This window comes from Streptomyces sp. NPDC093089 (genome assembly GCF_044754405.1).
Taxonomy (GTDB): Bacteria; Actinomycetota; Actinomycetes; order Streptomycetales; family Streptomycetaceae; genus Streptomyces.
On the sequence record NZ_JBIVPA010000008.1, the window covers coordinates 242,613 to 257,278 of the forward strand.

A 14,666-nucleotide genomic window follows, 5' to 3' on the forward strand; every position below is an offset into this window, starting at 1 on the left:
TGTCCCGGCGTCCTGAGGTGTCCCGGCGTCCGTCCGTGCGCCGCCGTCGCCCGGGGCGGCGGCGTCGTGGGCGGCGGGGGTGTCGGGGACGGCGACGAGGTGGGGGCCGCGGGCGCGGCGGGGCGCGGGGACGGGGACCGGGTCGGGCCAGGGCGGGTCGTCGGCCAGTCCGGTGAGGAGGTCCAGCGCGTCCTCGGCCGCCGCGAGCGCCGTCTCGCGTTCGAAGAGGCCGAATCCCTGACGGGCCGGTCGGCCGCCCTGTCGTGCCACGTTCCACCCCCACACCGAGGGCGTACGCCCAGCGCACGAGGGGCGGCGCCCGGCGGGTGGCCCCGCGAAAGCCCCAGCGTACGCCGGTTGGCACGGTATGCAACGGTCAATCGGGGAAGCTTCCCGACCGCTCCGCGATTCGGTGCAGAACGGTCAACGCCTCCTCGGCCCGGGCACGTTCGACGAACAGGTGGTCGTGGTGGAATCCAGCCACCACGTTGCAGCTCATGCCCGCCTCGGCGAGTGCGCCCGCGACGGCGGCCGTCAGTCCGACGGCGTCGAGCGCGGAGTGGATCCGCAGGGTGATCCGGCCCGCCATGTAGTCGTACGGGAGGCCGGCGGCGTCCGCCTCCTCCTGGCGTACGACGAGGGTGAGGCCCTCGGGCTCGGCGACGGTCACCACCGGGGCGACCCCGGCCGGGGCGGGGCCGTCCACCGTGGTGAAGACGTACCGGCCGGGGTCGAGGTCCGGCCGCATCCCGGCGAGGAGCCGGGTCAGATCACGTTCCGCTGTCATGCCCGCCGGCGTGGGCGCCCCGGGCGGCCGGTCTCAGGTGGCCGGCGGGGTGTCCGCGACGAGCCACATCGAGAAGAACTGGGCGCCGCCGCCGTAGGCGTGGCCGAGTGCCCGGCGGGCGCCGTCGACCTGGTGCTCGCCCGCCGCGCCGCGCACCTGGAGGGCGGCCTCGGCGAAGCGGATCATGCCGGAGGCGCCGATGGGGTTGGTGGAGAGCACGCCGCCCGAGGGGTTCACGGGGAGGTCGCCGCCGAGTTCGGTGACGCCGGCCTCGGTGAGCTTCCACCCCTCGCCCTCGGCGGCGAAGCCCAGGTTCTCCAGCCACATCGGTTCGTACCAGGAGAACGGCACGTACATCTCGACGGCGTCGATCTCGCGCCGGGGATCGGTGACGCCGGCCTGGCGGTACACGTCGGCGGCGCAGTCCCGGCCGGCCCTCGGGGAGACGAAGTCCTTGCCGGCGAAGAGGGTGGGCTCGCTGCGCATGGCGCCGCCGTGCACCCAGGCGGGCGGGCGCGGTGAACGGGCGGCGCCCGTACGGTCGGTGAGGACCATCGCGCAGGCGCCGTCGGAGGACGGGCAGGTCTCGGAGTAGCGGATGGGGTCCCAGAGCATCGGGGAGGCCTGCACCTGCTCCAGGGTCAGGTCGTGCTCGTGGAGGTGGGCGTACGGGTTCTTGAGGGCGTTGCGCCGGTCCTTGTACGCGACGAGGGAGCCGATCGTGTCGGGGGCGCCGGTGCGGCGCATGTAGGCCCGGACGTGCGGGGCGAAGAAGCCGCCGGCGCCGGCGAGCAGCGGCTGCTGGAAGGGGACGGGCAGGGAGAGGCCCCACATGGCGTTGGACTCGGACTGCTTCTCGAACGCGAGGGTGAGGACGGTCCGGTGGACGCGCGCGGAGACCAGGTTGGCGGCGACGAGGGCGGTGGAGCCGCCGACCGAGCCGGCCGTGTGCACCCGGAGCATGGGTTTGCCGACCGCGCCGAGCGCGTCGGCGAGGTACAGCTCCGGCATCATCACGCCCTCGAAGAAGTCGGGGGCCTTGCCGATGACGACGGCGTCGACGTCCGCCCAGGTGAGTTCCGCGTCGGCGAGGGCGCGGACGGCGGCCTCGCGGACCAGCCCGGCGAGGGAGACGTCGCGGCGGGCGGCGACGTGCTTGGTCTGGCCGATGCCGACGACGGCGACGGGTTCTTTAGGCACGGGGGTCCCCTTCCAGGACGGCGACCAGGTTCTGCTGGAGGCAGGGGCCGGAGGTGGCGTGGGCGAGGGCCCGGTCGGACTCGCCCCGGTGGATGCGGGCGGCGGCCTCGCCGAGCCGGAGGAGCCCCGCGGCCATCACGGGGTTGGCGGCGAGCGCTCCGCCGGAGGGGTTGACGCGGACGTCGTCGCCGAGGCCGAGCGCCCGGGTGAGGACGACCTCCTGGGCGCTGAAGGGCGCGTGGAGTTCGGCGGTGTCGACGGGCCGGTCGAACGCTCCGGCGCGTTGTGCGGCGAGGCGGGTGGAGGGCGAGTCGGTGAGGTCGCGCACGCCGAGGGAGTGCGCCTCGATGCGGTGGTCCATGCCCCGGATCCAGGCGGGGCGGGAGCAGAGTTCGCGGGCACGGTTCCCGGCGGCGAGGATCACGGCGGCGGCGCCGTCGCCGATCGGCGGGCAGTCGCCGGTGCGGAGGGGGCGGACGACGTACTCGCCCTGGGGGCGGGCGCCGGGCAGCTGGGCGTGCGGGTTGGTCCGCGCGTCCTCGCGGCTGCGGGCGGCGACGGCCGCGAGACCGGCTTCGTCGGTGGCTCCGGCGTCGACGAGCGCCTGCGCCTGGAGGGCGGCGAGGGCGACGGAGTCGGGCCAGAGCGGGGCCAGGTAGTACGGGTCGAGCTGGCGGGTGAGGACGTCGCGGACGGACCCGGGCGAGGACTTGCCGTAGGAGTAGACGAGCGCGGTGTCCGCCTCGCCGGTCAGCAGCTTCACCCAGGCCTCGTACAGCGCCCAGGCGCCGTCGGTCTCCACGTGGGACTCGGAGATCGGCGGCCACGCGCCGACGCCGTCGAGGGCCATCGTGAAGGAGAAGGCGCGTCCGGCCAGGTAGTCGGAGGAGCCGGAGCAGGTGAAGCCGATGTCGGCCGTCTTCAGCCCGGTCTGCCGGAGCACCTCGTGCAGGACGGGCATGACCATCTCGACCTCGGAGAGGTCGTCCGTGCGGCGCAGGTGGTCGCTCTGCGCGAAGGCGACGATCGCCACCTCTCGGTCCGGCGTCACAGCAGCTCCTTGTACGTGTCGTAGTCGGCGTCGGGTTCTCCGCAGGGCCGGTAGTGGTCGGGGTAGCGGCCGTCGTCGCTCCACACGGGTTCGACGCGCAGGCCCATCCGGACCTGGTCGTAGGGGATGCCGGCGATGCGGCCGTGGAGGGCGAGGCCGGCTCCGTCGAGGGCGATGTGGGCGTAGACGTACGGGACGTCGATGTCGAGGTTCTTCGCCTTGATGTTGACGATGCAGAAGGTGGTGACCGTGCCGCGCGGGCCGACCTCGACCCGGTCGGTGGTGGCGACCCCGCAGGTGGGGCAGGCGCCGCGGGGCGGCACGTACACCTTCGCGCAGGACGGGCAGCGTTCGCCGACGGTGCGGCGCTCGGCGAGCGCGTGCAGGTAGCGGGTCTGGGCGCGGCCCGGGCTGTACGTGTAGTCCAGGCGGGCGGGGGCGACGATGCCGGTGACGGGGTCGTCGAAGGCCCCGTCGTGGTAGCGCGTCCCGCCCCCTCCGGCGCTCTCGTGCGGTTCGAAGCAGGCGATGTCGGTGATCGCGCCGGCGCGTTCCTCCGCCCATCGGACGCGGACGCGCATCCCGGTGCGGACGGCCTCGGGGCCGGGGGCGTCCAGGACGTGGAGCAGGGAGGTGTCCGCGCCGTCGAGGCGGACCAGGACCCAGGCGAAGGGGGTCGTGAGCGGCTGCCCCGCGCGGGGCTCCGGGTTCCAGGCCCAGGTGGTGACGGTGCCGGTGGCCCCGACCTCGACGAGCTCGCGGAGCTCGGCGGCGGTCTCGGGGTCGTACTCGACCGGCGGGACCAGGATCCGGCCGCTTTCCGTCCGGACACCCAGGAGGGTCCGCTCGCGCAGGCCGGTGAGGAACGCGGACTGGACGGGGCCGAGGGAGCGCGTGAAGGGGAACTCGACGACGAGAGGGGCGCGGAGGAGGTCCGGCGGTGGGGTGACGGTCATGGGCGGGCTCCTTGCTGGCGGACGGGGTGGGGGGAGGGCGGGGCCGCGAGCGGGTCGCTCCCGGCGGTACGGCGGGGCCGCGGTGGGCTGACTCCGGCCGTGCGGCGGGGTCGCGGCGGGCTGACTCCCGGCCGTGCGGCGGGACTTCGGCGGCTCGCTCCCGGCCGTACGGCGGGACCGGAGCCGGCTCGCTCCCGGCCGTACGGCGGGGCCGCGGGCGGGTCACTCCCGGCGGTACACCGCGGGGCGCTTCTCCGCGAAGGCCTTCGCTCCCTCCTTCGCGTCCGCCGTGTCGAAGATCGGCCAGCCGCGCTTCAGTTCGGCGGCGAGGCCCTCGGTCTCGGTCATCTCGGCCGTCTCGTACACGGACGCCTTGACGGCCTCGACGGCCAGCGGACCGCAGGCGTTGATCCGTTCGGCGATGTCGAGGGCGGTGTCGAGGGCGGTGCCGTCGGGCACGACGCGGCCGACGAGTCCGATGCGGGCGGCCTCGTCGGCGGTGTACGGGCGGCCCGTGAGGAGCATTTCGAGGGCGTGGGTGCGGGGGATCTGGCGGGGCAGGCGGACGGTGGAGCCGCCGATGGGGAAGAGGCCGCGCCGGACCTCGAAGAGGCCGAAGGTGGCGGAGGCGGCGGCGACCCTGATGTCGGTGCCCTGGAGGATCTCGGTGCCGCCGGCGACGCAGTACCCCTCGACGGCCGCGATGACGGGCTTGCGGGGCCGGTGGTGGCGCAGCATCGCCTTCCAGTGCAGGTCGGGGTCGGCCTTGAGCCGGTCCCGGTACTGCTCGCCCGCCATGCCCTTGCCGGCGAGGGCCTTGAGGTCCATGCCGGCGCAGAAGGAGCCGCCGGCGCCGGTGAGGACGACCGAGCGGACGGTGTCGTCGGCGTCGGCCTCCAGCCAGCCGTCGTAGAGGCCGACGAGCATCGGCAGTGAGAGGGCGTTCTTGGCGTCGGGCCGGTTCAAGGTGAGGACGAGCGTGGCGCCTTCGCGCCGGACGCTGAGGTGTTCGGTGCCGCCCATGGGGGTCTCCCGTCTCCAGTTCTGGAACAGGTTGCAGGAGCCGGGGGTCCAGTTCAATAGTTTTCTGACACTCAGTCAGATTCTTCTGCGCACCCCCTTCCCCCGGTGACCGGTCGGCGCTCTAATGACCGCCACGTCCATGCGAGCGAGCGCGAACCGGGGTCAGGAGGAACGGTGGAGTACAACCTTGCCGACCTGTTCGAATCGGTGGTCGACGTGGTCCCCGACCGCGAGGCGCTGGTGTACGTCGACCATCCGGGGACCGGTGAGGAGCGCCGGCTCACCTACGCCGGACTCGACGAGGCCGCCAACCGGATCGCCCACCACCTCCTCGACGCGGGCGTCCGGCCCGGCGAACACCTCGGCCTCCACCTGTACAACGGCGTCGAGTACCTCCAGACCGTGCTCGCCTGCCTCAAGGCCAGGATCGTGCCGGTCAACGTCAACTACCGGTACGTGGAGGAGGAACTCGTCTACCTCTACCGGGACGCCGACCTCACCGCGCTCGTCTTCGACGCCGAGTTCACCGAGCGGGTCGCGGCGGCGCTGCCGCAGACGGAGAAGCTGCGGCACCTCGTGCGGGTGGGGACCCCGGGCGAGGACGCACCCGCGCTCGACTGCGTGGCGTACGAGGACGCGGAGGCCGCGGGCTCGCCGGAGCGGGGCTTCGGCCCCCGCTCGGCGGACGACCTGTTCATCATCTACACGGGCGGCACCACCGGCATGCCCAAGGGCGTCCTGTGGCGCCAGGAGGACCTGTTCTTCGCGGGCCTCTTCGGCGGCGACCCCTCGGGCGAGCCGGTGAAGCGCCCCGAGGAGCTCGCCGAGCGCGTCGCCGCCGGCGGCGCCGGCATCACGTTCTTCCCCGCGCCGCCGCTGATGCACGGCACCTCCACCCTGACCGCGTTCATCGCCTTCGACTACGGCCAGCGGGTCGTCCTGCACCGCAAGTACGTGCCGGAGGAGGTCCTCCGCACACTGGAGAAGGAGAAGGTCTCCAGCATCTCCCTGGTGGGCGACGCGATGCTGCGCCCGCTCGTGGACGCGCTGCGCGGGCCCCTCAAGGACACGGACCTGTCCGCCCTGTTCAGCCTGTCCTCCTCCGGGGCGATCATGTCCGACACCGTGCGGGCCCAGCTCCAGGAGCTCATGCCGCACGTGCTGCTGCTCAACAACTTCGGCTCCACCGAGTCCGGTTCCAACGGCCGCGCCACCGACGACTCCGGACCGGCCAAGGGCTTCCGGCTCCACGTCAACGAACGCACCCAGGTGGTCGACCCGGTGACCCGCGTGCCCGTCGCGGCGGGCGAGACCGGGCGCCTCGCGCAGCGGGGCCACGTCCCGCTCGGCTACTACAACGACCCCGCGAAGACCGCCGAGACCTTCTTCGAGCGCGACGGGGTGCGCTGGGTCCTCCTCGGCGACATGGCGACGGTCGACGAGACGGGGGTCGTCACCGTCCTCGGACGCGGCTCCCAGTGCATCAACACCGGCGGCGAGAAGGTCTACCCGGAGGAGGTCGAGCAGGCCCTCAAGTCCCACCCCGACGTCTACGACGCACTCGTCGCCGGCGTCCCCGACGCCCGCTGGGGCAACCACGTCGCCGCCGTCGTCCAACTCCGCCCGGACGCGCCGCCACTGGACCTCGACGCCCTCCAGGCCCACTGCCGCTCCCGCCTCGCCGGCTACAAGGTCCCCCGCCAGCTGGTCCTCGCCGACCGCATCGAGCGCTCCCCCAGCGGCAAGGCGGACTACCGCTGGGCCCGCGCGGTGGCGGTGGCCGCGGACGCGTCCACGGACGCGCCGTGACCGGACCCGGCCCGACCCGACCGGGGCCGACCTGACCGGGGCCGGCGGCGGGGGGGTGATGCCCCCGCCCCCGGCCCCTCAGCGGTCCAGCTCGGACATCCGCCGCCTGCTGTCGCCGTCCATGGCCCGCCGGCTGCCGGAGATCAGCAGGATCCCGTCGGGGAGGGCCCCGTTCAGGTGGTCGCCGAAGGCGGTCGTGCAGGCGGCGAGGTCGCCCAGGACCGGGTCGAGCGCCCCCGCGACGGCCGCGCCCAGCACACCGCTCGCCGCGGCGGCGGCGTGCTCGCGGGCGGCCTCGGACAGCAGGCCCGCGGTCCCGCCGTGGACCTGGGTCGCGACCTCCCTGAGCCGGTCGGCCGCGCGTTCGTGTTCGGCGTGGTCGACGCTGATGCCCTCGGCGCCGGTCCCGCCCGCCCCGGCGACGAGAGCGGCCGCGGTCTCCTCGGCGCACGCGGCCGCGATCTGGGTGATCTGCGTCTTGGTCACGGCGACGACGTCGCCGATGTCGTACGCCGTGGTGCCCGTCGTCCGCGCCGCCTCCGCGACGGGGGCGACGTCCTGGTTCATGTCCCTGTCCCAGTGCTGCCCCAGGGCGTCCATCGCCTCGCCCCTGCCCGACGAGAGCAGCCGCTGGACGTGCCGGTTCGCCTCCCCCGCGTCGTCCCGGATCGAGTCGGCGCAGCGGCGCAGCGCGTCCGTGACCGCGCAGCAGGGCGCCTGGTCGGCCTCCGGCCGGACGAGGCACCCGTCGGCCAAGGCCTCGTACAGATCGGAAACGAAGTCTGTCATGGCGTGAACTCCCCCTATGTGGGGGCGTTTTGGCCCCCGATGCCTCACGCATGGCGTTCACCGTCCCACGCACCCCGTGGCCCCGCCACCGGAACGCCGTGAAGGGGGCGTGCGGCTCGGTCGACGCGCGCACGCGCCGCCGCGCCCCGTTTCAGGCGGCCTGCGGCCCGGTCGCGTACGCGAGCGGTGGGGCCATCGCGCGGACGTCCGCGCCCGCGCCGACCCACAGCCCGATGTAGAGGGCGGCGGTGGCCTCCAGAAGGCCCGCCCGGTCGAGGCCGCCGCCGCTCAGCGGCGTGCAGCCGGTGCCCCGCACCAGTTCCGCCACCCGCGCCAGGGCGGTCGCGTCGTCGCCGCAGACCGGGACCGCGAGCGGCAGGCCCTCGAAGACGGGAGGGTTCATCCGCCACACGTCCTCGTGGCAGAGGTTGAAGGCCTTCACGACGTGGGCCCCGGGTGCCGCGTCGGCGAGCCGGCGGGCCGCGGAGGCGCCGCCCTCCGTGAGGAGCCGGAAGCCCGGCCCCACGGGATTGGCGCAGTCGATCAGGGCCTTCCCGGTCAGGGCCTCGCGGAGTTCCGCGACGACCTCCGCGCCGGCTCCGTACGGCAGCGCGGCCAGGACCGCGTCGCCGAAGCCGGCGGCCTCGCGCAGGCTCCCGTGCCGCGCGCCGCCGCCGAGGCGCGCCGCGAGGTCCCGCGCCTTCCGCTCGTCGCGGCCTCCGAGGAGCACCTCGTGCCCCGCCCGCACCCAGTGCGTGCCGAGGGCGTCCGCCATGTTCCCGGTGCCGAGTACGCCGATCCTCATCGTTCCGTCCCTTCGTCCGGGCCCGGCGCTTCCCGGGCCTCTCGAACGACATTAGGGAGCGGGTCGGGCACCATCTGGTACGTGACTTCCGACGGATACCTCGCCGACTGCCGTGCCCGGCTCGCGTTCGACCTGCTGGCGAACACCTGGAACTCCGTGGTGCTCTGGTCCCTCCGCGGCGGCCCGGGCCGCCACGGCGAACTGCGCGCGCGGATCGGGGGAATCAGCTCCAAGGTGCTCACCGAGACGCTGCGGCGCCTCGAGTTCAACGGCCTGGTGGAGCGGCGCGCCGACGCCGGCCCGCCGCCGCGGGTCTCCTACGAACTCACCGGTCTGGGAAGGTCCTTGCTCGGGCCCATCGACGCGTTCGGCGCGTGGGCCTTCGAGCACGGCGACGAGGTGATGGCCGCACAGGAGCGGCACGGCGGCTGAGCCCCGAACCCGGCGAGGGAAGGTGGGCTCCGGGCGCGGGGCCGCGGGACACCGAGACGCGGGTACGCCGGGGCGCGGGGCCGCGGGGGCTCGGGGCCGCGGGGGCTCTCAGCGGAGGCCGAACTCCCTCACCGCCGCGAGGAACGCGGCCGGCCGGTCGGTGTGGACGAGGTGTCCGGCGTCGACGGTGACGAGGCGGGCACCGGGGATGTCCTCGGCCAGCGCGGACAGGTGCGTCTGGGAGAGGTGGCTGGTCGGACCGCCGGCGAGCACGAGGGTGGGCGCCGTGATCGCGGCCGCCCGCTCGCGCCAGGCGGGGTCCGGTGCGTTGAGCTGGGCGTCGGTGGCCGGGACGATGTCCCAGTCGAAGTCCAGCGGACCCTCCGGGCGTTCGGCGGGCGGGCGCGGCGGGTCGAGCGGTACGAAACCGGGCGGTTCCTCCAGGACGAGCCGGCCGATCAGGCCGGGTTCCCGCTGGGCCAGGAGCCAGGCGGCCCCGGCGCCCATCGAGTGGGCGACGACGGTGGCCCCGGTGAGGTCGAGGGCGCGGAGGAAGCCGCCCAGTTCGTCGCGGAAGTCGTCGAAGCCGTACCGGCCCGGACGGTCGCTGAGGCCGTGGCCGCGCAGGTCGAGGGCGTACACCCGGTGGTCGGCGGCGAGGTCGGCGGCGATCTCCGTCCAGGTGGTGGAGTTCTCGCCGCGGCCGTGGACCAGGACGACCGGCGGAGCGTCCTCGGGGCCGAGGACCCGGTGGGCGAGGCGTACGCCGTCGACGGTGACGGTGCGCACCTCCGGGTCGAGGAAGGCGGCGACCGGGCGGACGAAGGCGTCGGCGTCGTCGACCCAGGGGAAGTGGCCGGCGCCCGGCTGGACGACGAGTTCGGCGCGCGGGAAGCAGGCCGCCGCCTCCGCCGCCTTGGCCGGGGTCGGGCCCCCGTCGTACTCCCCCGCGAGGACGAGGACCGGAGCCGTGAGCGCGGCGAGGTCGCGGCGGGTGCGCTCCGGGTCGTAGGCCCCGGCTCCGTGGTAGGCGGACGCGGCGTCCCAGTGCGCCTGCCGGGCCTCGGCGGCGGCGTGCTCGCGCGCGGCGTCGTCCCAGCGGCCGTAGCCGAAGGGTGCGGCGGCCTCGTGGACGCGGGACAGCGGGGTGTCCGGCCCGAGCGCGTCGAGCGCGGCCCTGGCCTCCGGGTACCACGGCCGGTCGGCGAAGACGGTGACGGCCTCGTCCCACTCCTCGTCGGTGGTGCCGACGCCGACCGCCCAGCCCGCCGAGGTGACGAGGACGAGGGAACGGACGCGCTCGGGGTGGGCGGCCGCGTACAGGGTGGCCAGGTTCCCGCCCGCCGAGTGGCCGAGGAGGTCGATCCGCTCCAGGCCGAGGTGCGCGCGGAGGGCCTCGACGTCGCCGACCTGCCGGTCGCACCGGTACGTGCCGGGGTCGGCGGGCGCGGCGCTCGCCCCGGTGCCGCGGGCGTCGAGCAGGACCAGGGTGCGGTGGGCGGCGAGCCCGCCGAGGTCGCCGAGGTACTCGGCGTCGCGCATCGGCCCGCCGGCCAGGCACACGAGCGGCTCCCCCGTGCCGTGGGTCCGGTAGGCGAGCACGGTGCCGTCGTACGTGGTGAAGAGGGCCATGCCCCTGATCCTCACCGGCCGCGGACGATCTTCGCAATCGGTTTCGCGCGGAGCACGGCACTGGGCACGACGACGCGTACGACCACGGACCACGCGACGGGCGCGCGGCGGAGACTACGGCGGGGCGCGCGATACGGTGGGCGGACCGTCCCCGAACCACGAAGGAACCGTTCTCCCGTGCCCGACATCCGGGAATCCACCCTGCGCGGCGACTGCGCGAACTGCTTCGGCCTCTGCTGTGTGGCGCTGCCCTTCGCCAGGTCGGCCGACTTCGCCGTGGACAAGTCGTCCGGCGAGCCCTGCCGGAACCTCCGGGAGGACTTCCGCTGCGGCATCCACACACGGCTGCGGACGAGCGGCTTCCAGGGCTGCACGGTGTACGACTGCTTCGGTGCCGGCCAGCACGTGTCCCAGGTGACCTTCGGCGGCGTGTCCTGGCGGGAGGCGCCGGAGACCGCCCGGCAGATGTACGAGGTGTTCCCCGTGGTGCGCCAGCTCCACGAGCTGCTGCGCCACCTCGCCGAGGCCCTGGCGCTCCGGGCCTCCCGCCCGCTCCACGCCGAACTCCGCACGGCCCTCGCCCGCGTCGAGGCGCTCACCCGCGGTACCCCCGCCGACCTGGAGAAGCTCGACGTGGGACCCGTACGGGCCGAGGTGAACCCACTGCTCCTGCGCACGAGCGAGCTGGTCCGCGCCGCGGCCGGCGCGAAGCCGAAGAGCCGGCGCGGCGCCGACCTGATCGGCAAGCGGCTCCGCGGTGCCCGGCTGCGGGGCGCCGACCTGCGCGGCGCCCTCCTCATTGCCGCGGACCTGACGGGCGCGGACCTGTCACTCGCCGACCTGATCGGCGCGGACCTGCGGGACGCCGACCTGTCCGGCGCGGACCTGACGGGCGCGCTCTTCCTCACCCAGCCGCAGCTGAACTCGGCACGCGGCAGCGCCTCCACCCGCCTGCCCGACGGCTTCGACCGCCCCGCGCACTGGACGTCCTGACGGCCCGGGGCGCGCCCCGCGCGCCCCGCCGTCCGGGGAACCCTGCGAGCGGGGAAAACTTCCGCCACCCCCTTGCCAAGGCGGGGGTGTCGGCGGTTTAACTGGCCCGGAACGCGTCTACCGAATGATCGGTAGTCCGTTTCACGGCAACGGAGGAGCGGCGCATGACGGAACTGCTGGACAGCGGCGAGCGGCTCGGACGGGACGAGCTGGCGGCACTCCAGCTGGAGCGGCTGCGTGCGACACTGCGCCACGCGTACGCGAACGTGGACTTCTACCGCCGCTCCTTCGACGCCGCCGGGGTGGCCCCGGACGACTGCCGTACGCTCGCGGACCTCGCCCGTTTCCCGTTCACCGCCAAGTCGGACCTTCGCGACCACTACCCCTTCGGCATGTTCGCCGTCGACCAGTCCCGGATCCGGCGCGTCCACGCCTCCAGCGGCACCACCGGACGGCCGACCGTCGTCGGCTACACCGACAGGGACCTCGACACCTGGGCGGACGTGGTGGCCCGTTCGCTGCGCGCCGCCGGCGCCCGCCCCGGCCACAAGGTCCATGTGGCGTACGGATACGGCCTGTTCACCGGCGGTCTGGGTGCCCACTACGGCGCGGAACGGCTCGGCTGCACGGTCATCCCCGCCTCGGGCGGCATGACGGCCCGACAGGTGCAGCTCATCCAGGACTTCCGGCCCGAGGTCATCATGGTGACCCCGTCCTACATGCTCACGCTGCTCGACGAGTTCGAGCGCCAGGGCGTGGACCCGAGGTCGACCTCCCTGAAGGTGGGGGTGTTCGGCGCCGAGCCGTGGACGGAGGCGATGCGGAAGGAGATCGAGGACCGGTTCGCGATCGACGCCGTCGACATATACGGCCTGTCGGAGGTGATCGGCCCCGGGGTGGCGCAGGAGTGCGTGGAGACCAAGGACGGGCTGCACATCTGGGAGGACCACTTCTACCCGGAGGTCGTGGACCCGTTCACGGGCGAGGTGCTGCCGGACGGGGAGGAGGGCGAGCTCGTCTTCACCTCGCTCACCAAGGAGGCCATGCCGGTGATCCGCTACCGGACCCGCGACCTGACCCGGCTGCTGCCGGGCACCGCGCGGGTCTTCCGGCGGATGGAGAAGGTCACCGGCCGCAGCGACGACATGATCATCCTGCGCGGGGTGAACCTCTTCCCCACCCAGATCGAGGAGATCGTGCTCCGCACCCCGGCGGTCGCCCCGCACTTCCAGCTCCGGCTCACCCGGGAGGGCCGGCTCGACGCCCTGACCGTACGGGCCGAGGCCCGGGCGGGAGCGACCGACGGGGAACGGGCCGAGGCGGCCCGGGCGATCGGGGAGGCCGTCAAGGACGGCATCGGGGTGTCCGTCGCGGTCGAGGTGGTAGACCCCGAGACGCTGGAGCGTTCGGTCGGCAAGATCAAGCGGATCGTGGACCTCAGGGAGCCGTAGGCCCCGTCCGGCAGATCGTGGACCTCGGGGAGCCGCAGGCCCCGTCCGGCAGATCGTCGCCGGACGGGATCTGGGGGGCGTGCCGCCAGGGGGCGGCCGTCTGCTCAGACGAGTCTGGTGCTGGCGATGCGGGCGCGGTAGAACCGGCCCTCGTAGCCGTAGTAGTCCAGCCCTCGGCGGTAGCTCGGCTTCCCGGTGGGGTCGAAGAACTGCACGTACTCGTTCCACCAGCGGCTCTGGTCCGGGACCGGGTCCGTCACGTCGACGGACTGCAGCCAGAAGGACTCGCCGTCGACGGCACGGGCGAAGGACTTCACGCCGGGGCTCTGCGGCCGGATGTTCGTGAGCCGCGTGACGTCCGCCTTGTCGACGGTCCAGATGGCCTGGGCGCCGTTCAGGACGAGCTTGCCCGGGTCGTGGAAGTCCATGTCGAGGCTGTGGCCGTCGAACCGGGTGGGCCACACGTACTTCTGGACGAGTTCCAGCTTGGCGGTCTTGAGGGAACCCGTGATGCGGTACTTCGCCAGCGTCCACGAGCCCAGGGCGTACAGGAAGGAGCCGTCCCACCAGAGGCCGTGCGCGCCCGTGTACCCGATGCGGTGGACCGGCTCGGCGCCGAGCGTGGCGGGATCGTCGGCGTTGGTGGGGGCGTAGACGGACAGGTAGCCCTCGTAGGGAAAGGCGGACGACACCGGGGACGACGACGCCACGACCACGACGCCGTGGCTGCGGAGGTACTCGACCGCGTGCGGGTTCCCGCCCGGGGTCGCCGACCACAGCAGGGCGTCGTCGTCACCGAAGTTGACCATGCCGACCTTGCCGCCGCCCGCGGCCACCATGCACACCCAGCCGAAGCGGTCGGTCTCGCGGAAGCGCGCGTCGTTGAGGCGGGCCCAGGCCGCCTGGTCGGGTGCCGCCCACTCCCACCCCAGCTTCTCGGGCGTCCAGAGCTCGATGGCGCGGAACAGCATGACCTTGTTCTTGACCTGCTCCGTCACGAGCACGTCGTAGTTGCCCGCGGCCTGCGCGGGCGTCGCGGTGGCGACGGAGGCGAGCGGTGCCCCCAGGCCGATCGCGACGGCGCTCTTCAGCAGATTTCGACGGTTCACGAGTATCCCCCCCGGGATCACTGGAAAGTTCGGCCGTCAAATTAACACGCTCCGCGAGCCGCTCACCGGGCCGGGTGATCTTGCTGTCCGGAGGGTGTAACGGCTGCTCCGGGGCCTGGTGCGAGGCCGTCGGCAAGATCAAGCGGAGGGTGGACCCCGGCGCGCGTAGCCTGGGGGGAGGAGGTGGTTGCGATGCTGTCGGACTCCCCCATCGCCGCGATCATTCCGGTCAACGACATGGCCCGGGCCAAGCGCTTCTACTCGGAGACCCTCGGTCTTCCCCTCACCAGGGAGTCGGCCGAGGACACCAGGTACGAGTGCGGCGGCACCATGATCGGACTGTACGAGACGCCTTACGGCGGCAAGGCCGAGCACACCCTGGCGAGCTGGAAGGTGGCCGACCTCGACGCGGAGATGTCGGCACTGCGCTCCAAGGGCGTCACGTTCGAGGACTACGACCTGCCCGGCATCAAGACGGTCGACGGCGTGGTCGAGTCGGACACCATGCGGGGTGCCTGGTTCAAGGACAGTGAGGGCAACATTCTCTGCGTGATAGAGGAACGGTCGGCCTGACACCCGCGCGGACGCACGGGCCGTCGGCCGCGAACGGTTCGGCCGACGCCCGCGCG

Annotated in this window: 14 protein-coding genes; 5 read left to right on the plus strand and 9 right to left on the minus strand. The window is 73.7% G+C overall.

Annotation, left to right across the window (positions count from 1 at the left end; all coding sequences use genetic code 11):
• Positions 1-376 precede the first annotated feature (376 nt).
• The 5 genes from ACIQFX_RS20580 to ACIQFX_RS20600 form a co-directional block, all read right to left on the minus strand.
• The gene (locus ACIQFX_RS20580; protein WP_402465158.1) at positions 377-787 is read right to left on the minus strand and encodes an ACT domain-containing protein; all 411 of its coding nucleotides are present in this window, start codon (positions 785-787) and stop codon (positions 377-379) included.
• Positions 788-820: 33 nt separating this feature from the next.
• Positions 821-1,987: a thiolase domain-containing protein gene (locus tag ACIQFX_RS20585; protein ID WP_402465160.1), complete on the minus strand. Its 1,167-nt coding sequence runs from the start codon at positions 1,985-1,987 to the stop codon at positions 821-823.
• The gene (locus ACIQFX_RS20590; RefSeq protein WP_402465162.1) at positions 1,980-3,038 is read right to left on the minus strand and encodes a thiolase domain-containing protein; all 1,059 of its coding nucleotides are present in this window, start codon (positions 3,036-3,038) and stop codon (positions 1,980-1,982) included. Before ACIQFX_RS20590 ends, ACIQFX_RS20585 begins: the two co-directional genes overlap by 8 nt.
• Positions 3,035-3,994 carry a Zn-ribbon domain-containing OB-fold protein gene (locus tag ACIQFX_RS20595; RefSeq protein ID WP_402465165.1) on the minus strand — a complete coding sequence of 320 codons (960 nt, stop codon included), beginning with the start codon at positions 3,992-3,994 and terminating at the stop codon, positions 3,035-3,037. Before ACIQFX_RS20595 ends, ACIQFX_RS20590 begins: the two co-directional genes overlap by 4 nt.
• A 222-nt stretch (positions 3,995-4,216) precedes the next feature.
• Positions 4,217-5,017 carry a crotonase/enoyl-CoA hydratase family protein gene (locus ACIQFX_RS20600; RefSeq protein ID WP_402465168.1) on the minus strand — a complete coding sequence of 267 codons (801 nt, stop codon included), beginning with the start codon at positions 5,015-5,017 and terminating at the stop codon, positions 4,217-4,219.
• 174 nt (positions 5,018-5,191) lie between these two features.
• Here ACIQFX_RS20600 and ACIQFX_RS20605 point away from each other — a divergent pair, with 174 nt between their 5' ends.
• Positions 5,192-6,826 carry an acyl-CoA synthetase gene (locus ACIQFX_RS20605; protein ID WP_402465171.1) on the plus strand — a complete coding sequence of 545 codons (1,635 nt, stop codon included), beginning with the start codon at positions 5,192-5,194 and terminating at the stop codon, positions 6,824-6,826.
• Positions 6,827-6,904: 78 nt separating this feature from the next.
• Here the strand turns inward: ACIQFX_RS20605 and ACIQFX_RS20610 are convergent, their stop codons facing one another.
• Together ACIQFX_RS20610 and ACIQFX_RS20615 are read right to left on the minus strand one after the other, a co-directional pair.
• On the minus strand, positions 6,905-7,615 hold the full coding sequence (locus ACIQFX_RS20610) for a hypothetical protein (RefSeq protein ID WP_402465174.1): 711 nt from the start codon (positions 7,613-7,615) through the stop codon (positions 6,905-6,907).
• Positions 7,616-7,766: 151 nt separating this feature from the next.
• The gene (locus ACIQFX_RS20615) at positions 7,767-8,420 is read right to left on the minus strand and encodes an NADPH-dependent F420 reductase (protein ID WP_402465177.1); all 654 of its coding nucleotides are present in this window, start codon (positions 8,418-8,420) and stop codon (positions 7,767-7,769) included.
• A gap of 81 nt (positions 8,421-8,501) precedes the next feature.
• Between ACIQFX_RS20615 and ACIQFX_RS20620 the strand changes: the two genes are divergently transcribed.
• Positions 8,502-8,852 (plus strand): winged helix-turn-helix transcriptional regulator, encoded by a 351-nt coding sequence (locus ACIQFX_RS20620; RefSeq protein WP_402465179.1) that lies wholly within the window; start codon positions 8,502-8,504, stop codon positions 8,850-8,852.
• A gap of 108 nt (positions 8,853-8,960) precedes the next feature.
• Here ACIQFX_RS20620 and ACIQFX_RS20625 read toward each other — a convergent pair whose 3' ends face one another.
• The gene (locus tag ACIQFX_RS20625) at positions 8,961-10,484 is read right to left on the minus strand and encodes an alpha/beta fold hydrolase (protein ID WP_402465181.1); all 1,524 of its coding nucleotides are present in this window, start codon (positions 10,482-10,484) and stop codon (positions 8,961-8,963) included.
• Positions 10,485-10,661: 177 nt separating this feature from the next.
• Between ACIQFX_RS20625 and ACIQFX_RS20630 the strand changes: the two genes are divergently transcribed.
• Both ACIQFX_RS20630 and paaK read left to right on the plus strand, forming a co-directional pair.
• Positions 10,662-11,477 carry a pentapeptide repeat-containing protein gene (locus ACIQFX_RS20630; RefSeq protein ID WP_402465183.1) on the plus strand — a complete coding sequence of 272 codons (816 nt, stop codon included), beginning with the start codon at positions 10,662-10,664 and terminating at the stop codon, positions 11,475-11,477.
• 164 nt (positions 11,478-11,641) lie between these two features.
• Positions 11,642-12,928 (plus strand): phenylacetate--CoA ligase PaaK, encoded by a 1,287-nt coding sequence (gene paaK, locus ACIQFX_RS20635; protein ID WP_402465186.1) that lies wholly within the window; start codon positions 11,642-11,644, stop codon positions 12,926-12,928.
• Between the two features lie 104 nt (positions 12,929-13,032).
• On the opposite strand, the gene ACIQFX_RS20640 is transcribed toward paaK, so the two are convergent.
• Positions 13,033-14,037 carry a hypothetical protein gene (locus ACIQFX_RS20640; protein WP_402465189.1) on the minus strand — a complete coding sequence of 335 codons (1,005 nt, stop codon included), beginning with the start codon at positions 14,035-14,037 and terminating at the stop codon, positions 13,033-13,035.
• A 192-nt stretch (positions 14,038-14,229) separates the two neighbouring features.
• Between ACIQFX_RS20640 and ACIQFX_RS20645 the strand changes: the two genes are divergently transcribed.
• Positions 14,230-14,610, plus strand: a complete 381-nt coding sequence (locus ACIQFX_RS20645) for a VOC family protein (RefSeq protein ID WP_402465191.1) — start codon at positions 14,230-14,232, stop codon at positions 14,608-14,610.
• The last annotated feature ends 56 nt before the right edge of the window (positions 14,611-14,666 follow it).